The organism is Stappia sp. MMSF_3263 (genome assembly GCF_030733745.1).
Lineage (GTDB): Bacteria > Pseudomonadota > Alphaproteobacteria > Rhizobiales > Stappiaceae > Stappia.
In genome coordinates this window covers 349,474-364,098 of record NZ_JASHIK010000002.1, presented here as the reverse complement: position 1 = coordinate 364,098, position 14,625 = coordinate 349,474, and the positions used below count along the sequence as shown (strand labels likewise).

The following is a 14,625-nucleotide window of genomic DNA, read 5'->3' as shown; positions in this document are numbered from 1 at the left end:
GCTTTTCATGGATTTGTCGTCGATCAACGGCGAGGTCATCGGCCTCGTGGTCGCTCTCATCGCGTCAGGCGCGGTGGCTGGCCTGCTTGCCGGCGTGTTCGGTATCGGCGGCGGCGCCGTCCTCGTGCCGGTGCTCTACCAGTTCCTGACCTGGCTGGGCGTCGATGAATCTGTGCGCATGCATGTCTCCGTCGCCACCTCGCTCGGCATCATCGTGCCGACCTCTATCCGCTCCTTCATGGCGCACAAGGCGCGCGGCGCGGCCGATCTGGAGCTGCTCAAGAGCTGGCTGATCCCGGTTCCCGCAGGCGTCCTGATCGCCAGCCTTGTCGCCGCCTATGTTTCGGGCGACGGGCTCAAGGGCATCTTCGCCGGCATCGCCGTCGTCGTCGGCCTGCGCATGCTGTTCAACCGCGAGAGCTGGAAACTGGGATCCGATATCCCGGGGAACCCGATACGGGCGGCCTGCGGCATGCTGATCGGCTTCTTCTCGACGCTGATGGGCATTGGCGGCGGCGTCATGAACAACACCTTCATGACCCTTTACGGCCGGCCGATCCACCAGGCGGTGGCGACCTCGTCGGGCACCGGCGTGCTGATCTCCATTCCCGGCGTCATCGGCATGATCTGGGCGGGCTGGGGCGCGGCCGACCTTCCCGCGTTTTCCCTTGGCTACGTCAACCTTCTCGGCGTCGCGCTGATCATCCCGATCACCACATTCGCCGCGCCCTTCGGCGTGAAGATCGCCCATGCGCTGCCGCGCCGCCAGCTCGAGGTGTTCTTCGGCCTGTTCCTGCTGAGCGTCGCAGCCCGCTTCGCCTGGAGCCTGTGGGGCTGAGGCCACCTGCTACCGGAAGGATCAGGGCTGCAGGATCAGCCTGTCGCCCTCGACACGCCAACTGCTCAGGCGGTCAAGCGCCGAAAGCCCGAAAAGGCTCGTCTCCAGGGCTTCCTCGCGTGCCACGAAGGCGCGCAGGTCCGTGAGGCGCAGGCCGTCGATCTCCAGGCTTTCAAGCCGGATTGCCGCGACCTGGCTGATCCCGTTGGCCGTGGAAACCGGCACCGTATAGGAGAGGGCGGCGGTGTCGATGCCGGCGGCGCGTGCATCACGCGCGGTCAAGGTCACCACCGAAGCACCGGTGTCGACGAGGAACCCGACGGCCGCGCCGTTCACCGAAGCATTGATCCGGTAGTGCCGAGAACGGTCGCGGATCACGGTGATCGTACCCGTGCGGGCATCGGTCATGGCGGTTCCAGGCAGCAGAGTTCCCGACACGCGCTGCCGGACGGCGTCAAGTTCGCTGCGATAGGTGTATGCCGTCACCAGAGACAGGCCGAGCAACGCCCAGACAGCGAGCCACTTGAGCAGCACCAAAACCTGACGAGGCGCGGCGAGCATCGAGCCGCCGATGACGATGAGCAGCGCGACAAGCGCGACGACGCGCGGCCCCTTGTCGGAGAACATCGGCCCGTCGCCCGGCATGTCGACACCGAGGAGAAAGGCGACCACTGCGGCGACCATCACGGCGACGAGAACCGCGATGACCAGGGTTCCGGCGAGATTGCCGCGAAACATCAGCCGGCCTCCGTCAGTCGCGCCTGGCGGGAGGGTAGCGCCGCCATCACCGCGCCGCGCTCGGCGGCGCTGAGCGTCGCCCAGCCGGCGATCTCGTCCAGGGTGCGCAGGCAGCCGGTGCAGAGCCCGCTTCGCGGGTCGATCCGGCAGACCTTGATGCAGGGACTTTCAATTCCGCTCATAGGCTCGCGATATATCGGTTTCCGGTCGGTGTCGGTGACGCCATCCCGTCGATGTGGGGTGGCGTCACTGTCGCGACAAGGCCGTGATCGGAGCGGTCAGGATGCGCAAGGGGAAGGTGATGGCCGCTTTCGCCGTGTTGCCGACCGTTTCCACCGTTGCATCCGTGGTGCCGACTTGCGCACGCAAATCGAGCGATTCCAGCGCCCGGCGCAGCTCGGGGGCAGCCTGCGCCAGTTGCGCGAACTTGCCGTGGTTCGACGCGTCGGCGCCCTTGACCTCGGTCAGGTCGACGACCACGGCGCCGAGTTCGGCCAGTCCCTCCTCGTCGTCATAGGCGCCGAGCCGCTGCTTGCCGCCGGCAAGCAGGCTGGAGGCCTGCAACGCCCGGTCGTCGCGCGAGACGAGGATGACATAGGGTCGGTCGGGCTTGCCGGAGCGGCGCAACTGCGACTTGAAGACGTCGACATCGAGGTCCGGGGCGGCCATGGCCAGCAGCCCCATCTTGTTGCGGGGCAGCGGCTTGCCGGAAATCCGGATCTGCCGGGCCGTCTCGGTCAGCACCCAGTTGCCCATCGAATGGGCCAGGACATTGACCTTTTCCGCGTTCGATGCGGCGACCGCGCGCAAGGTCTTCTCCAGCCCGTCGCGGGCAATCGTGGCGCTGTTGTTGTCGTAGAGATAGCCGGTGATTTCGCCGCTCGAGGCCCAGGTGAAGAGCACCGCGACCTGCGGCAGGCCGGAATCGTGCTTCAGCTGAACCATCCGGTAAAGCGCTTCGGGAAAGCGCGTGTTGTAGCCATGCACGAAGACGAAGACCTCGCGCTGGCCCTTCGGTCGTTTCGCCAGTTCCCGGTTCAGCGCCGCGCGAAACCCGGTATCGTCCAGGTAGCTGGCGGCGCGCAGGGTGAAGTCCGTTTCCGGATTGCCCGGCGGCGCGCTCGGCCACTCGATCTTGCCCGGTTCATGGCTGGGGGGAACCGAGACGGTGGCGACGGCATGGTCCAGTTCATCGGCGCGCTCGCCGCTGAAGAGGCTTCCCGGCCGTGTGTCGCGCTGGCGCGTGGTGGCGACCAGGACGGTGTGCTCCGTGGCGTCCGGGGCCGGTTCTTGCGAGACCGTCAGGCTGCCGGGGCCCGGCCGGCCGGCGCAGGCCACCAGCACCATCGTCAGTGCCAGGACCAAGGCCAGGCGTGTTGGCGCGGCGTGGCCCCGGGCGGTAGGGCGCGTGAATGCGGGGCGGGATGTGCTGGTCTGCAACTGCTGCAACTCCGGATCGCCGGCCGAAGGGACGGTCGCGTTCGTTTTCATATCACGCTGCGGCAGGCGATGACATGCCACTCATGCGGCCGCGCAAAATCCGAGCAGGATCGAGAGGACCGCCAATTGCTGGGCAGCGCCGAGGACATCGCCCGTATGCCCGCCGATCTTGGCCAGCGCGAGCCGGCGAAGACCTGCCGCCGACAGGAGCGCGAGAACTGCAGCCCACATGGCCGCGGCAGGCGGGACGACAGCGAGGGCTGCGAGAAGGCCGCCTGCGCCAATTGCCGTCGCGAGCGCCGCGCCACGGGGCGACGGCGTGCCGCAAAGGCTGGCGAGCCCGCCGGGGCGCGCCGGAGGCAGGGCGGACCACACGCCCGCCATCACCGCCCGCGATCCCGCCTCGGCACAGACCAGAAGCAGTGCCGCCGGCAGGGCGGCGTGGCGCTCGAGGAGGGCGGCGACGAGCGCCACCTTGAGCAGCACCGAAAGGATCAGCGCCAGCGTTCCGAATGCGCCGATGCGGCTGTCCTTCATGATCTCGAGGCGACGTTCCGCCGTTCCCGCCCCGAAGAACCCGTCCGCGACATCAGCGAGCCCGTCTTCGTGCAGGCCGCCGGTCACCGCGATGCCGGTTCCGACCGCAAGAAGCGCGACGGCCATGTCGGGCAGCGCGCTGGCGCCGGCAAGAAGCAGAACAAGCGCGCCCGGCAGCGCCAGCACAGCGCCTGCCAGCGGCATGGTCCAGGCCGCGCGTGAAAAGTCGGGAAGCGAGGCCGGATTGTCGGTTCTGTTGACGCACGGAACGGGAAGGCGGGAGAAAAAGCGGATGCAGGCGGCAAGATCCGCCATCGCGCCGGAGATGCCTCCAGCGGGGCTTTCGCCGTCTTGCGGATGATCGCCTGTCATTTTCTGTCCGTCCGCCTTTGCGAGCCCGTGCCGGTCGGTTTATAGATCGGCGCCCGCCCGCCGCCAAGTTCAGGCGGTTCTACGCCGCCAGCCGGAGTTCCTGTTTCATGACCGTGTCCCAGTCCGCCCTGCCATTCGACGACATCCGCAACCTTGTCCGGCAGATGCCGGGGCCGGACGAGGAGGCGGTCGCCGAGGTGCGGACGAGGGATGCGCAACTGACCAAGCCCGCCGGCTCCCTCGGCCGGCTCGAGACGCTGGCCGAATGGCTCGCCGGCTGGAGCGGCAAGGGGCGGCCCAAGGTGACGCGTCCGGTTGTGGCGATCTTCGCCGCCAATCATGGCGTCGCGGACAAGGGCGTATCGGCGTTTCCGGCCAGCGTGACACGGCAGATGGTCGAGAATTTTTCCGCTGGCGGTGCGGCGATCAACCAGATCTGCATCGCCCATGATCTCGGGCTCAAGGTGTTCGATCTCGCGCTCGACATGCCGACGCCCGACATCACGGAGGAGGACGCCTTCGACGAGCCCAACTGCGCCGCGACCATGGCCTTCGGCATGGAGGCCGCCGCCGGCGGCGCCGACCTCCTGTGCATCGGCGAGATGGGAATTGCCAACACCACGGTTGCGGCCGCAGTGCTGGCGGCGCTTTTCGGCGGCGATCCGGCCGAGTGGGTCGGACCGGGCACCGGGGTGGACAATGACGGCATGACGCGCAAGCGCGCCGCCGTGACGCAGGCAGTGGAGCGCATCGCCGGTACGAAGGACCCGCTGGAGGTCTTGCGCCGGGTCGGCGGTCGCGAGATCGCGGCAATGGCCGGGGCGGTGCTCGCCGCGCGCCTGCAGCGCATCCCGGTGATCGTCGACGGTTTTGTAGCAACCGCCGCCGTTGCCGTCCTGCATGCGATGGATCCGCGCGCGCTCGACCATTGCCTCTTTGCGCATGTTTCGGCCGAGCCGGCGCATCGCCGGGCGCTGGAGACCATGGGCAAGGAGGCGCTGCTCGATCTCGGCATGCGGCTCGGGGAAGGCACCGGCGCGGCGCTCGCCGCAGGCATCGTCAAGGCCGCCGCCCAGGTGCATGATGGCATGGCGACGTTTGCCGATGCCGGCGTGTCGGGGAAGGGCGAGGGCTGAGCGGCAACCGCCGCGCGCCAATCCTCATCCCTTCGCAACCGCAAAGCGCGACCGGTAGGCGCTCGGCGTCTCGCCGGTCACGCGCAGGAACTCGCGGTTGAAATTCGACTTGGTGTTGAAGCCGCTGGCTAGCATCGTGGCGGTGGCGCTGTCTCCCTGACCCAGCAGCTTGCAGGCGTGGCGGATGCGATAGCCATTGACGTGGCGGGAGACGTTCTCGCCGCTTGTGCGGTTGATCGCAGCCGAGAGCTGTTTCATCGGAACGTGCAGGCGCCGGGCGAGGCGGGCAAGGGTCAGGTCCGGATCGAGGCATGCTCCGTCCCGGTCGAGCAGCGCGTCGAGTCGCGCCATCAACTCGCGGTCTGCCTCGGTGTCCACCACGGTCTCCGCTCCGGGCTCCCTGGCGATTGTGTCGCCGGCGTCCGGCTCTTCATCCTCTCCAACCGGTCCGGGGCGCGCGGCGACGAGACCGAGCAGCCCCACGGCCAGCAGCGCCAGTGACGAGGTGAGGCTGACGACAAGGGGGCGCAACCATGCTTCGCCGGACAACAGTGCAATGGCGATCGCCATGTCGCTGGCCGCCGACAGGAGAAGCGAGGCGCCGACCGCCTGCCAGATGCGCTGCGGCAGGCGACCGGCCTCGAGCCGCGCGAGCGGCAGGTCCTCGCGGCCACGCGCCTGCAGCAGGATCGCCGTGCCGTATCCGGCATACAATGCGACGAGGGCCACATCGGGAAGCCAGTGCAGCGCGCCCTGGCCAAGCGGCACGGAAAGGGCCGCGGCGAGCGGCGCCAGTGCATGCGGCAGGGCGCCGGGCAGGGCGGGAACACGGATCGCGGCCTGGCGGAAGGCGAGATAGGCAAGGGGTGGCACCAGCGACGCGGTCACCGGCAGCACGGGTTGAAGCGCTGCGATTCCATAATGCTGGACGAGTGAAATCAGGGTCCCCTGCAGCGCCGCCGCTCCGAGCAGCAACGGGAAAAGCGAGGGACCGTCGCGGAGCAGCACAAAGCGGCAGGCGAGGAAGGTCAGCACGAGGGCGACCGCAAGAGGGATCGGCAGGACAAGCATGAGGGCCTCGGTGGACGGTGTCGGGGCGCGGGGATATCCCTGGTACAGGATCCGGTTCCAGTCGTCCTTGATCCGGTTTCAGGACGCAAGGGCGGGCGCAGGCGGGCATTGACGGGAAATCGCTACCGAAGGAGTTCCCGAGATGAAACGCCTGATCCTCCTGTTTGCCCTTTCCGCAGTATCTGCCGTGTCGCCGGCTCTCGCCGAGGCGGGAAAAGCGGATCTGCCCGGTTATGACCGCATGGATGTGCCGGCCCGCCATCGGGCCATGCCCCTGGCTGCCTCCCTCTGGTATCCGGCCGGCCGCGCCACCTATCGCAATGTCATCGGCGACAGCGCCCTGTTTGTGGGAGCGCCGGCGATGATCGGCGCGGCGGTCGCCAAGGGACGACATCCGCTTGTGCTGGTGTCGCACGGCTCGGGCGGCAACATGGACGGACTTGCCTGGCTTTCCTCGCGCCTTGCCGCTCGCGGGGCCATCGTGCTGGCGGTGAACCATCCCGGCACCACGTCCGGCGATTCTTCTCCGCGCCGCACCATGCGGCTGGCACCGCGCGCCGCCGATCTGGGAGCCGCGCTCCTGGCCCTGCTCGCCGATCCGCAACTCGCACCGCATGTCGACCGGGAGCGCATCTCGGCGCTCGGCTTTTCGCTTGGCGGCAGCACCGTTCTGGGGCTCGCCGGCCTGCGCTTCGACGGCGATGCCTTTGCCGACTATTGCCGCAAGGCCGGGGAGGCATCGCCTGGATGTGATTTCCTCGCCAGCGGCGGCGTCCGGCTGGAGGCCTTGCCGGAGGCATTTTCGGCGGACATGCGGGACGCGCGCGTTTCGTCGGTGATCTCCGTCGATCCCGGCTTCACCCATGCTGCGGTGGAGGAAAGCCTCGCGGGCATTCGGGTGCCGGTGCTCTTCGTCAACCTGGGCGAGGAGCACCGTTGGCCGGCGGTGGATGTCGGTCCGAGAGGCAGCGGCCTTGCCGCCCGGATTTCCGGCGCGCGCCACGTGGCGGTGGCTCCCGCGCATCATTTCACCTTCCTTGGCGTGTGCAAGCCGGGAGGCGCGGAACTGCTGCGCAAGTGGGAGGACGATCCGGTCTGCGATGACCCGCAGGGCACCGACCGGGCAGGGACGCATGAGAAGATCGTGGAGACGGTGGCGGAGTTTCTCGGGCTCGCCCCGTGAACGGGCGGGCGCAGGCGCGAAGGGGAGAGGCGGACGAAGCGGGTCCGCCTCCTCTCAGGACGCCTTGCGGATCATCGACCTGCGCATCGCCGCGCGGCGCGGATCGGCGCTGGCGGCTGCCGTTTCCTCGAGCGCCGGCATCGCTTCCAGCACGCGCGAGGCGGGGAAGGTAACGATGACCTCGGTGCCCTCGCGCAGCTTCGAGCGAAGTTCCAGCTTGCCGCCATGCATCTGGACCAGCGCCTGGACGATCGGCAGGCCAAGGCCTGTCCCGTCCTCGGCGCTCTTGATGGCGATGGCGCCCTGGCCGAAGGCCTGCATGACGATCGGAATCTCGTCCTCGGGGATGCCGGGACCGTTGTCGCGTATCGAGATGTACTGACCGCCGCCGGCCGTCCAGCCGGCCTTGATCTGCACCTCGCCGCCGGTCGGGGTGAACTTCACCGCATTCGACATCAGGTTGAGGATCATCTGCCGGACGGCGCGCTCGTCTGCCCACAGCTTGGGCAGGTCGGCCTCGTAGGTCTCGACGATGGAGATGTGCTTCTTCTTGGCCCTGATGGCCATCATGTGCTTGCAGTCCTCGAGCAGTTCGGCGAGCGGCACCGCTTCCTCGCTGAGCTCGTAACGGCCGGCTTCGATGCGCGACAGGTCCAGGATCTCGTTGATCAGGTTGAGAAGGTGCTGGCCGGAATTGTGGATGTCGGCCGCGTAGTCCCGGTAGGTCGGGTTGTCGAGCGCGCCCAGCAACTGGTTCTTCATCACCTCGGAGAAACCGAGAATGGCGTTGAGCGGGGTGCGCAATTCGTGGCTCATGGTCGCCAGGAAGCGGGATTTGGCGAGATTGGCCTCCTCGGCGCGGCGCCGGGCCTCGTCGGAAATGGCGTTGGCCTGCTCCAGTTCGGCGATCAGGTGATCCTTCTCTGCACGGAACTCCAGCATCGTCACGGTCGAGATGTGGAGCTGGTTGCCGAGCATCAGGAAGAAGCCCTGCGCGCCGATGGCCATCGCCATCATGGCATAGTGGATGGCCGACTGCTGGTTCAGGAAGGAGACCACGATCGCCAGGGTGATCGGCAGCGTTCCGGCGAGCAGCGCCTTCGGCTGGCTGGCCGACAACATGGTCAGCATGGCGATGACGATCAGCATCGTCGCGAACTGGAAGATCTCTGAGCCGTCATGGCCGGGAGCCGTTGATTGCAGCAGGAAGAAGCCGGCCCAGGTGAGACCGTAGAGCATGTCGCCGCTGATCATCTGCCGGCGCCAGCGCCCCAGGTCGGCGTCGACGGGCACCTCGCGATCGAAGCGACGGCAGGCCATCAGCAGCAGCACATGGGCGATGATGTTGAAGGCCAGCCAACCGACGATCAGCTCGGCGCGCATCCACAACAGCGAGATGCTGCCGACGATCAGCGCGAAGAGCGGCAGCGCGATCGCCGCGCTCAGCCGGTTCTTCGAGAAGGTCAGCAGCAGTTCGTATTCGAAGTTCGCCTCGTTTCCGTCGCTGATCGACAACCGTTCGCGAACGTTGCGCACGGTGCGCGCCACGTCGCGCCGCCGCCGGGCACGTTCGCTGTTGAGTGCGGTCTTCGCCTCGCTGCTGGTCGTTGTTTCCTGCGCGGCCATGTGTTGCAGACGTCCGGTTGCCGGGACCTTGCCCCGTATGCTTGAAACCGCTTCATCATGGTGAGCAACCCTTAATATCCGCCTCAAGGACGTGGTTAACAAAACGTCTCGCGCCGGTCATGATGGCGGCCGAACCAAATCCGCGGATCTGTTTTCTTTCAGGAGCTTGCAAGAGGTAAGGATGGCGCTCGCACCCCAGAAGGACGGACTGGAAGCGCTGGCGGGAGAGATTTTCGCCTGCCGCCGCTGCGTCGACGCTCCCGACCGGAAGCCGCTTCCGCATGCGCCGCGACCGGTCTGCGTGTTGTCCGCCACCGCGCGGATAGCGATCTGCGGCCAGGCGCCGGGAACGCGGGTGCACGCCAGCGGCCGGCCGTTCACGGACCCGAGCGGGGACCGGCTGCGCGACTGGATGGGGATCGGGGAGGATGTCTTCTACGACGAAGCGCGCCTCGCCATCGTGCCGATGGGGTTCTGCTTCCCCGGCCTCGATGCGAAGGGCGGTGACCTGCCGCCCCGGCCCGAATGCCGGCGGCTCTGGCACGACCGCGTCTTTGCCGGCATGCGGCAGCTGCGGTTGAAGATCGTCATCGGCGCCTATGCCCAGTCCTATCACCTTGGCGGGCATGCGCGCGGTTCGGTCCGCGAAACGGTTGGCGCCTGGCGCGAGATCTACGAGGCGACCAAAGAAGAGGGCGTGGCCGCGATCTGCATGCCGCATCCCTCGTGGCGCAACAATGCCTGGCTGCGCAAGAACCCCTGGTTCGAGGAGGACTGCCTGCCGGTCCTGCGCGCCGAGGTGGCGCGACTGGCCGGCTGAGCAAAAAAACGCCGGCCCGTTTGGAGGGCCGGCGCAAGGTTATCCGGAGTGATACCGCAGAGGAGACGTTTCGGTATCAGCCGAAAAGATCGCCCAGGAAGGCACGCAGGTCGTCGAGCGTGGTGCGCTCGGACGCCATCGGCAGCGAGCCGTCCTGCGACCAGCCGACCATGCTCTCGTCGTAAAGGGAGACGTTCTCGTAGCCGAGAACCTCGTGCAGGACGAACCAGTTCGTCGCGGCCCAGTGGCCCGTGTTGCAATAGGAGACGATCTCGACCGACTTGTCGGCCAGGGTTTCCGGAACCAGGGCCGCAATCTCCGCCTGCGGCTTCAGCTTGCCGGCGGCGTCGTTGTAGAAACCGGCCTGGTCAAGCCCGAGCGCGCCGGGGATGCGACCGAAACGCGTCGCCTTGGAATGCTTGTCCTTGCCGGCGAACTGGTCGGCGGGGCGCCCGTCCACCAGGATTGCCGAGGTGTCGAGGCGCTTGGCGACGTCCGATGTCTGGATCAGATAGTCGTCGCGCGGCTCGGCGATGAACATGTCGCCGACCGGCGTGACGTTGCCTGTCTCGAGCGGGCGCTTCTCGGCCGTCCAGGCCTTGTGACCACCGTCGAGGATCGCAACCGCGTCATGGCCGAGATACTTGAAGGTCCAGTAGATGCGTGCGGCCGCGCCGAACTCGGAACTGTCGCCGCCCGCCGGCACGATGATCACGGCCTTGTCCTCGGACACGCCGATCTCGGAAAGAGCCGCCTCGAGCTTCTCCACCGACGGCAGGACGCCGACGACGGACCCGCGGTCGGTGCGCCAATAGCCGGGATACTCGCTCCACACGGCGCCGGGGATATGCCCCTTGAGATAGTCGTCCTTGCCGGACTTGGCGAAAGGAGAGCGGATGTCGAGGATGACGACGTCCTGGCGCTCAATGTGGTTGGCCAGCCACTCGGTGGTGACCAGAGGGGTGACCGCCGGTGCGGCCAGCGCGGGCTGGGCAAGCGCAACCGCCAGGGCCATGCCGAGCGCGGCTGCGATACGGGTGAGGGGAAACATGTCGCGTCTCCGCTTGATGGGCTCCCGGATCCGCTCCGGGATTTGATTTTCAAGCTTTGAGTTGACATCGACTGGAAAACGCGGCAAGCGGAATTCAGCCTGCTCTTGGAAGAAAAATCTAATATTCTCCACACGTGCAGTGAGCGAAGAAAACCAGTATCGACTTACCTGTGTTTCATGAAAAATGAATCCAGTTCTGTCGACTGCCATCCGGACCGGAAATCCATGATCGACCGTATCGACCGCCGAATTCTCTCCATTCTCCAGGAGGACTGCACGATTCCGGTGGCCGAAGTCGGCCGGCGGGTCGGGTTGTCGACCACCCCGTGCTGGCGTCGCATCCAGAAACTGGAGGAGGACGGGGTTATCCAGAGACGGGTGGCCATCCTCGACCCGAAGAAGATCAACGTGAAGGTCACGGCCTTCGTCTCGATCACGACCTCGCGGCACAATGACGACTGGCTGCGCAAGTTCGCCGACGTCATCTCGGAGTTTCCCGAGGTGGTCGAGTTCTACCGCATGGCCGGAGCGGTGGACTATCTGCTGCGCGTCGCGGTCCCGGACATCGAAGCCTATGATGCCTTCTACAAGCGGCTCATCGCCAAGATCGACATTTCCGACGTCTCGACATCCTTCGCGATGGAGCAGATCAAGTCGACCAGCCAGCTGCCGCTTGCCTATGTGCAGACGGAGAAGCCACGGGCTGAAAAGGACGATTGAGGGTGGGGTGGCTCCAGACGCATTCGGATTTATGAATGTGTTGGTGGCGCCCGACTGCGCTCTGGGCTAGTGTGCCGGGCGATACCACGCCGCGGCCCGGTTCAGGCGGTGGCGGGAACGCTCACTGGAGGTTCTCATGATGCAACTGTCCTGGACTGTCGGCCGAGGCCTGCGCAGCGGCGTGGCCGCGCTCGGGCTTGCCGCCTTCGGCATGGTCCCGGTCTCTTTCGCCGATGACATGTCCCCTGCAGCCGAGACGCGTGTCGTCGAGGCGGCGTTCGAGGACGTGCGCTTCGATGTCGAGAACGCGATCATCAATCGCGGACTGGTGATCGACTATGTCTCGCACATCGGCGAGATGCTGGCCCGCACCGGCGAGGATGTGGGGTCGGGCGAGCAGGTGTTCGCCCGGGCGGAGGCGATGCTGTTCTGCTCGGCCGCCCTGTCGCGCGCGGCCATGGAGGCCGATGCGGGAAACATCGCCTTCTGCCCCTATTCGGTCTTCCTCTATGAAACGCCGGATGCTCCGGGCAAGGTGACAGTCGGCTACAGGCGGCTGCCCGAAACCGGGACGGAGGCCTCCCGCAAGGCGCTTGCCGCTGTCAACGAACTCCTCTCCGGGATCGTCGGCGAGGCGGCCGGCGAGTAGCGGTCAGCCCGCTGCAGCCGTCGGCCAGTAGGTGCCGAAGCACCAGACATTCTCCTCCGGGTCGAGGCAGACGAATTCGCGGCTGCCGTAGTCGCGCTCGGTCAGCTGCTCGACGATCGTGGCGCCCGCCGTCTCGGCCCTGCGGAAGGCCGTGTCGACATCCGCGACCGCGACATAAAGCGTCTTGCCGCCCGGGCCGTTCGGCTCGCCGACAATCTTCGAAAAGGCATCGTCTCGCGACTGGCCGACCATGATCATGGAGGTTCCGAGGGCAAGTTCCGCGTGAGCGATGCTGCCGTCGTCGGCCTTGTGGCAGGCGTGCAGGCGGAAGCCGAAGGCCTCTTGCAGCCAGTCGACCATCCGGTTCGCGTTGCCGAAGCGCAGGGCTGGAAAGATGCAGGGTGGTTGCTGTTCGGTCATGGTTCGGGCTCCTGTTGGGGTGCCCGTCGATAGCGCGCCGCCGATCCTTCGGATTGAACAAATGTAACCTGGGAACCGGCGTCTTCTACCAGGTGGCGATGCCGAGATTGTCGAGGCTGGCGCGCCACGCGCGCGGCGCCAGCCCGGCAAAGGCGCCGAACTCGCGGATCATGTGGGCCTGATCGGCATACCCGCAGTCACAGGCAATGTCCGCCCATTCCGGCACCGCCTCGAAGCGCGCCAGCGCCTGTGCCCGGGCGAAACGGGCGATGCGCGCCACCGTCTTCGGCGGCAGGCCGATCTCGTCCCGGAACCGCTGCGAGAGATGCTTGCGGCTCCAGCCGATCTCCTCGCCGATCGCGGCGATGCCCTGTCGCCCGCCGCTGCCGACGATGCGCCGATAGGCGTGGACGACCTGCGGCGTGCCGTCCGTGGAGACCGACAGCCGCCGCCAGACGAAGGCTTCCGCAAGGTCGAGGCGGTGCTCCCAGTCGGTCAGGTCCTCTATCCTTCGCTTGAAGTCGAGAACCGCCCTGTCGGCGCAGTCATCGAGCGGGATCATGGCGCCGGTCAGCGCCGCGACCGGAAGGCCGATCACATGCCGTGCCCCGAGCGGCGTCAGGTTGATCTGCAGGCAGGCGGCGCGACCGGTCGAGCCGATATAGACCCGCTCGGTCGTCAGCCCGGCGGCGAAGCTCGGCCTGGCGTCTTCGCGGTCCGGCCTGCGGCCGAGCCCGATCCGGAACGGTTCGCCGAGACTGACGATCAGCGGCACGGTGAGCGAGGCGCTCTCGATCTGGCGGATCGGGCAGCCGGCGCGTTCGTCATAGGCTATGATTTCGCTGTACCAGCGGCGCAGGCCGGGTGGCGCCGGACGGCGCAGCAGCGTCACCGGCAATCCTTCCGGCACATATGTTCCCGGACCGTGCCGGTCGCGGGTCTCCGGGTCTGCGCGGGTCATGCCGCTGCTCCGCAGGTTTGCGTTCTTGCCCGTTCATTTTGCGCCCGTGGGACCGGTCGGTGCAAGCCGGGCGGCGGATGGCGGTCCGGCGGCCGTCGCCGCCGGACCGGAGCGGCTTACTTGTCGGCGTTTTGCAGCCGCGCGATCAGGCTCGACGTGTCCCACCGGTTGCCGCCCATCGCCTGTACCTCGGCGTAGAACTGGTCGACCAGCGCGGTGACCGGCAGGCGTGCGCCCGTCTCGTTCGCGGTCTTCAGGCAGATGCCGAGATCCTTGCGCATCCAGTCGACCGCGAAGCCGAAATTGAACGTGTCGTCGCGCATGGTCTGCCAGCGGTTTTCCATCTGCCAGGACTGGGCCGCACCCTTGGAGATCACGTCGATCACCTTGGCAACGTCGAGATCGGCCTTCTTGGCGAAATGGATTGCCTCCGACAGGCCCTGGACAAGGCCCGCGATGCAGATCTGGTTGACCATCTTGGTGAGCTGGCCCGCGCCTGCAGGTCCCATGTGCCCGACCATCTTGGCGAAGCATTCGATCGCCGGGCGGGCCGTTTCATAGATGTCCGCGTCGCCGCCGACCATGACCGTGAGCGCGCCGTTCTCGGCGCCTGCCTGTCCGCCGGAGACCGGCGCATCGAGGAAGCCGCAGCCCTTCTCCTTCGCGGCGGCATAAAGCTCGCGCGCGACTTCCGCCGAGGCGGTGGTGTTGTCGATGAAGATCGCGCCGCGCTTCATGCCGTGGAACGCCCCGTCAGGACCGGTCGTCACCGAACGAAGATCGTCGTCATTGCCCACGCAGGCAAAGATGAAGTCGGCGCCCTCGGCCGCCGCCGCCGGAGTGGCCGCGTGCGTGCCGCCGTGCTCGCCGGCCCATTTTTCCGCCTTGGCACTGGTGCGGTTGTAGACGGTGACCTCGTGGCCGCCCCGGCTCTTGAGATAACCGGCCATGGGATACCCCATGACGCCAAGACCGATGAATGCAACCTTCGCCATTGCGCCCCTCCCTTCGGGATTTCCGGATGAGGTCGCCCCGCCCGACACGTTGAACAGGAGGGCGACCG

16 protein-coding genes are annotated in these 14,625 nt (G+C 67.0%); 6 read left to right on the top strand and 10 right to left on the bottom strand.

Features of this window, described 5'->3' with window-relative positions:
- The first annotated feature begins 7 nt into the window (after positions 1-7).
- A complete protein-coding gene (locus RBB46_RS04565; protein WP_306027694.1) occupies positions 8-838 on the top strand; it encodes a sulfite exporter TauE/SafE family protein in 831 nt (276 codons plus the stop codon).
- A gap of 21 nt (positions 839-859) precedes the next feature.
- Here RBB46_RS04565 and RBB46_RS04560 read toward each other — a convergent pair whose 3' ends face one another.
- The 4 genes from RBB46_RS04560 to cobS all read right to left on the bottom strand — a co-directional run bounded on the left by RBB46_RS04560 (position 860) and on the right by cobS (position 3,925).
- Positions 860-1,576, bottom strand: coding sequence for a TIGR02281 family clan AA aspartic protease (locus tag RBB46_RS04560; RefSeq protein ID WP_306027693.1), 717 nt, complete (start codon positions 1,574-1,576; stop codon positions 860-862).
- Positions 1,576-1,758 carry a DUF1289 domain-containing protein gene (locus tag RBB46_RS04555; protein WP_306027692.1) on the bottom strand — a complete coding sequence of 61 codons (183 nt, stop codon included), beginning with the start codon at positions 1,756-1,758 and terminating at the stop codon, positions 1,576-1,578. The genes RBB46_RS04560 and RBB46_RS04555 overlap by 1 nt, the downstream gene beginning before the upstream one ends.
- 64 nt (positions 1,759-1,822) lie before the next feature.
- Positions 1,823-3,067: an alpha/beta hydrolase gene (locus tag RBB46_RS04550; protein WP_306027691.1), complete on the bottom strand. Its 1,245-nt coding sequence runs from the start codon at positions 3,065-3,067 to the stop codon at positions 1,823-1,825.
- A gap of 30 nt (positions 3,068-3,097) precedes the next feature.
- Positions 3,098-3,925 (bottom strand): adenosylcobinamide-GDP ribazoletransferase, encoded by an 828-nt coding sequence (gene cobS / locus RBB46_RS04545; RefSeq protein WP_306027690.1) that lies wholly within the window; start codon positions 3,923-3,925, stop codon positions 3,098-3,100.
- A gap of 107 nt (positions 3,926-4,032) precedes the next feature.
- Here cobS and cobT point away from each other — a divergent pair, with 107 nt between their 5' ends.
- Positions 4,033-5,061, top strand: coding sequence for a nicotinate-nucleotide--dimethylbenzimidazole phosphoribosyltransferase (gene cobT / locus RBB46_RS04540; RefSeq protein ID WP_306027689.1), 1,029 nt, complete (start codon positions 4,033-4,035; stop codon positions 5,059-5,061).
- A gap of 24 nt (positions 5,062-5,085) precedes the next feature.
- Here the strand turns inward: cobT and RBB46_RS04535 are convergent, their stop codons facing one another.
- Positions 5,086-6,132, bottom strand: coding sequence for a helix-turn-helix domain-containing protein (locus RBB46_RS04535; RefSeq protein ID WP_306027688.1), 1,047 nt, complete (start codon positions 6,130-6,132; stop codon positions 5,086-5,088).
- Between the two features lie 142 nt (positions 6,133-6,274).
- Between RBB46_RS04535 and RBB46_RS04530 the strand changes: the two genes are divergently transcribed.
- On the top strand, positions 6,275-7,315 hold the full coding sequence (locus RBB46_RS04530) for a hypothetical protein (protein WP_306027687.1): 1,041 nt from the start codon (positions 6,275-6,277) through the stop codon (positions 7,313-7,315).
- Between the two features lie 54 nt (positions 7,316-7,369).
- Here the strand turns inward: RBB46_RS04530 and RBB46_RS04525 are convergent, their stop codons facing one another.
- On the bottom strand, positions 7,370-8,941 hold the full coding sequence (locus RBB46_RS04525; RefSeq protein ID WP_306027686.1) for a HAMP domain-containing sensor histidine kinase: 1,572 nt from the start codon (positions 8,939-8,941) through the stop codon (positions 7,370-7,372).
- A 181-nt stretch (positions 8,942-9,122) separates the two neighbouring features.
- Here RBB46_RS04525 and RBB46_RS04520 point away from each other — a divergent pair, with 181 nt between their 5' ends.
- Positions 9,123-9,761: a uracil-DNA glycosylase family protein gene (locus tag RBB46_RS04520; protein ID WP_306027685.1), complete on the top strand. Its 639-nt coding sequence runs from the start codon at positions 9,123-9,125 to the stop codon at positions 9,759-9,761.
- A gap of 76 nt (positions 9,762-9,837) precedes the next feature.
- Here RBB46_RS04520 and RBB46_RS04515 read toward each other — a convergent pair whose 3' ends face one another.
- On the bottom strand, positions 9,838-10,812 hold the full coding sequence (locus RBB46_RS04515) for a sulfurtransferase (protein ID WP_306027684.1): 975 nt from the start codon (positions 10,810-10,812) through the stop codon (positions 9,838-9,840).
- A 228-nt stretch (positions 10,813-11,040) separates the two neighbouring features.
- On the opposite strand from RBB46_RS04515, the gene RBB46_RS04510 reads away from it, so the two are divergent.
- Together RBB46_RS04510 and RBB46_RS04505 are read left to right on the top strand one after the other, a co-directional pair.
- Complete coding sequence (locus RBB46_RS04510) at positions 11,041-11,532, top strand: Lrp/AsnC family transcriptional regulator (protein ID WP_306027732.1); 492 nt, start codon at positions 11,041-11,043, stop codon at positions 11,530-11,532.
- Between the two features lie 136 nt (positions 11,533-11,668).
- Positions 11,669-12,181, top strand: a complete 513-nt coding sequence (locus tag RBB46_RS04505) for a DUF302 domain-containing protein (protein WP_306027683.1) — start codon at positions 11,669-11,671, stop codon at positions 12,179-12,181.
- A 3-nt stretch (positions 12,182-12,184) separates the two neighbouring features.
- Here the strand turns inward: RBB46_RS04505 and RBB46_RS04500 are convergent, their stop codons facing one another.
- From RBB46_RS04500 to RBB46_RS04490, 3 genes are all read right to left on the bottom strand, one after another.
- On the bottom strand, positions 12,185-12,601 hold the full coding sequence (locus RBB46_RS04500; RefSeq protein ID WP_306027682.1) for a VOC family protein: 417 nt from the start codon (positions 12,599-12,601) through the stop codon (positions 12,185-12,187).
- A gap of 85 nt (positions 12,602-12,686) precedes the next feature.
- Positions 12,687-13,562 (bottom strand): AraC family transcriptional regulator, encoded by an 876-nt coding sequence (locus RBB46_RS04495; protein ID WP_306027681.1) that lies wholly within the window; start codon positions 13,560-13,562, stop codon positions 12,687-12,689.
- Between the two features lie 116 nt (positions 13,563-13,678).
- Positions 13,679-14,557 carry an NAD(P)-dependent oxidoreductase gene (locus RBB46_RS04490; protein ID WP_306027680.1) on the bottom strand — a complete coding sequence of 293 codons (879 nt, stop codon included), beginning with the start codon at positions 14,555-14,557 and terminating at the stop codon, positions 13,679-13,681.
- Positions 14,558-14,625 lie beyond the last annotated feature (68 nt).

Bases quoted from the DNA above. Each gene is read 5' to 3' on its own strand.
- RBB46_RS04560 (WP_306027693.1), bottom strand. From the start codon at position 1,576: ATGTTTCGCGGCAATCTCGCCGGAACCCTGGTCATCGCGGTTCTCGTC.
- RBB46_RS04515 (WP_306027684.1), bottom strand. From the start codon at position 10,812: ATGTTTCCCCTCACCCGTATCGCAGCCGCGCTCGGCATGGCCCTGGCG.
- RBB46_RS04525 (WP_306027686.1), bottom strand. From the start codon at position 8,941: ATGGCCGCGCAGGAAACAACGACCAGCAGCGAGGCGAAGACCGCACTC.
- RBB46_RS04505 (WP_306027683.1), top strand. From the start codon at position 11,669: ATGATGCAACTGTCCTGGACTGTCGGCCGAGGCCTGCGCAGCGGCGTG.
- cobT (WP_306027689.1), top strand. From the start codon at position 4,033: ATGACCGTGTCCCAGTCCGCCCTGCCATTCGACGACATCCGCAACCTT.
- RBB46_RS04500 (WP_306027682.1), bottom strand. From the start codon at position 12,601: ATGACCGAACAGCAACCACCCTGCATCTTTCCAGCCCTGCGCTTCGGC.
- RBB46_RS04530 (WP_306027687.1), top strand. From the start codon at position 6,275: ATGAAACGCCTGATCCTCCTGTTTGCCCTTTCCGCAGTATCTGCCGTG.
- RBB46_RS04490 (WP_306027680.1), bottom strand. From the start codon at position 14,557: ATGGCGAAGGTTGCATTCATCGGTCTTGGCGTCATGGGGTATCCCATG.
- cobS (WP_306027690.1), bottom strand. From the start codon at position 3,925: ATGACAGGCGATCATCCGCAAGACGGCGAAAGCCCCGCTGGAGGCATC.
- RBB46_RS04550 (WP_306027691.1), bottom strand. From the start codon at position 3,067: ATGAAAACGAACGCGACCGTCCCTTCGGCCGGCGATCCGGAGTTGCAG.
- RBB46_RS04565 (WP_306027694.1), top strand. From the start codon at position 8: ATGGATTTGTCGTCGATCAACGGCGAGGTCATCGGCCTCGTGGTCGCT.
- RBB46_RS04520 (WP_306027685.1), top strand. From the start codon at position 9,123: ATGGCGCTCGCACCCCAGAAGGACGGACTGGAAGCGCTGGCGGGAGAG.
- RBB46_RS04535 (WP_306027688.1), bottom strand. From the start codon at position 6,132: ATGCTTGTCCTGCCGATCCCTCTTGCGGTCGCCCTCGTGCTGACCTTC.
- RBB46_RS04495 (WP_306027681.1), bottom strand. From the start codon at position 13,562: ATGACCCGCGCAGACCCGGAGACCCGCGACCGGCACGGTCCGGGAACA.
- RBB46_RS04555 (WP_306027692.1), bottom strand. From the start codon at position 1,758: ATGAGCGGAATTGAAAGTCCCTGCATCAAGGTCTGCCGGATCGACCCG.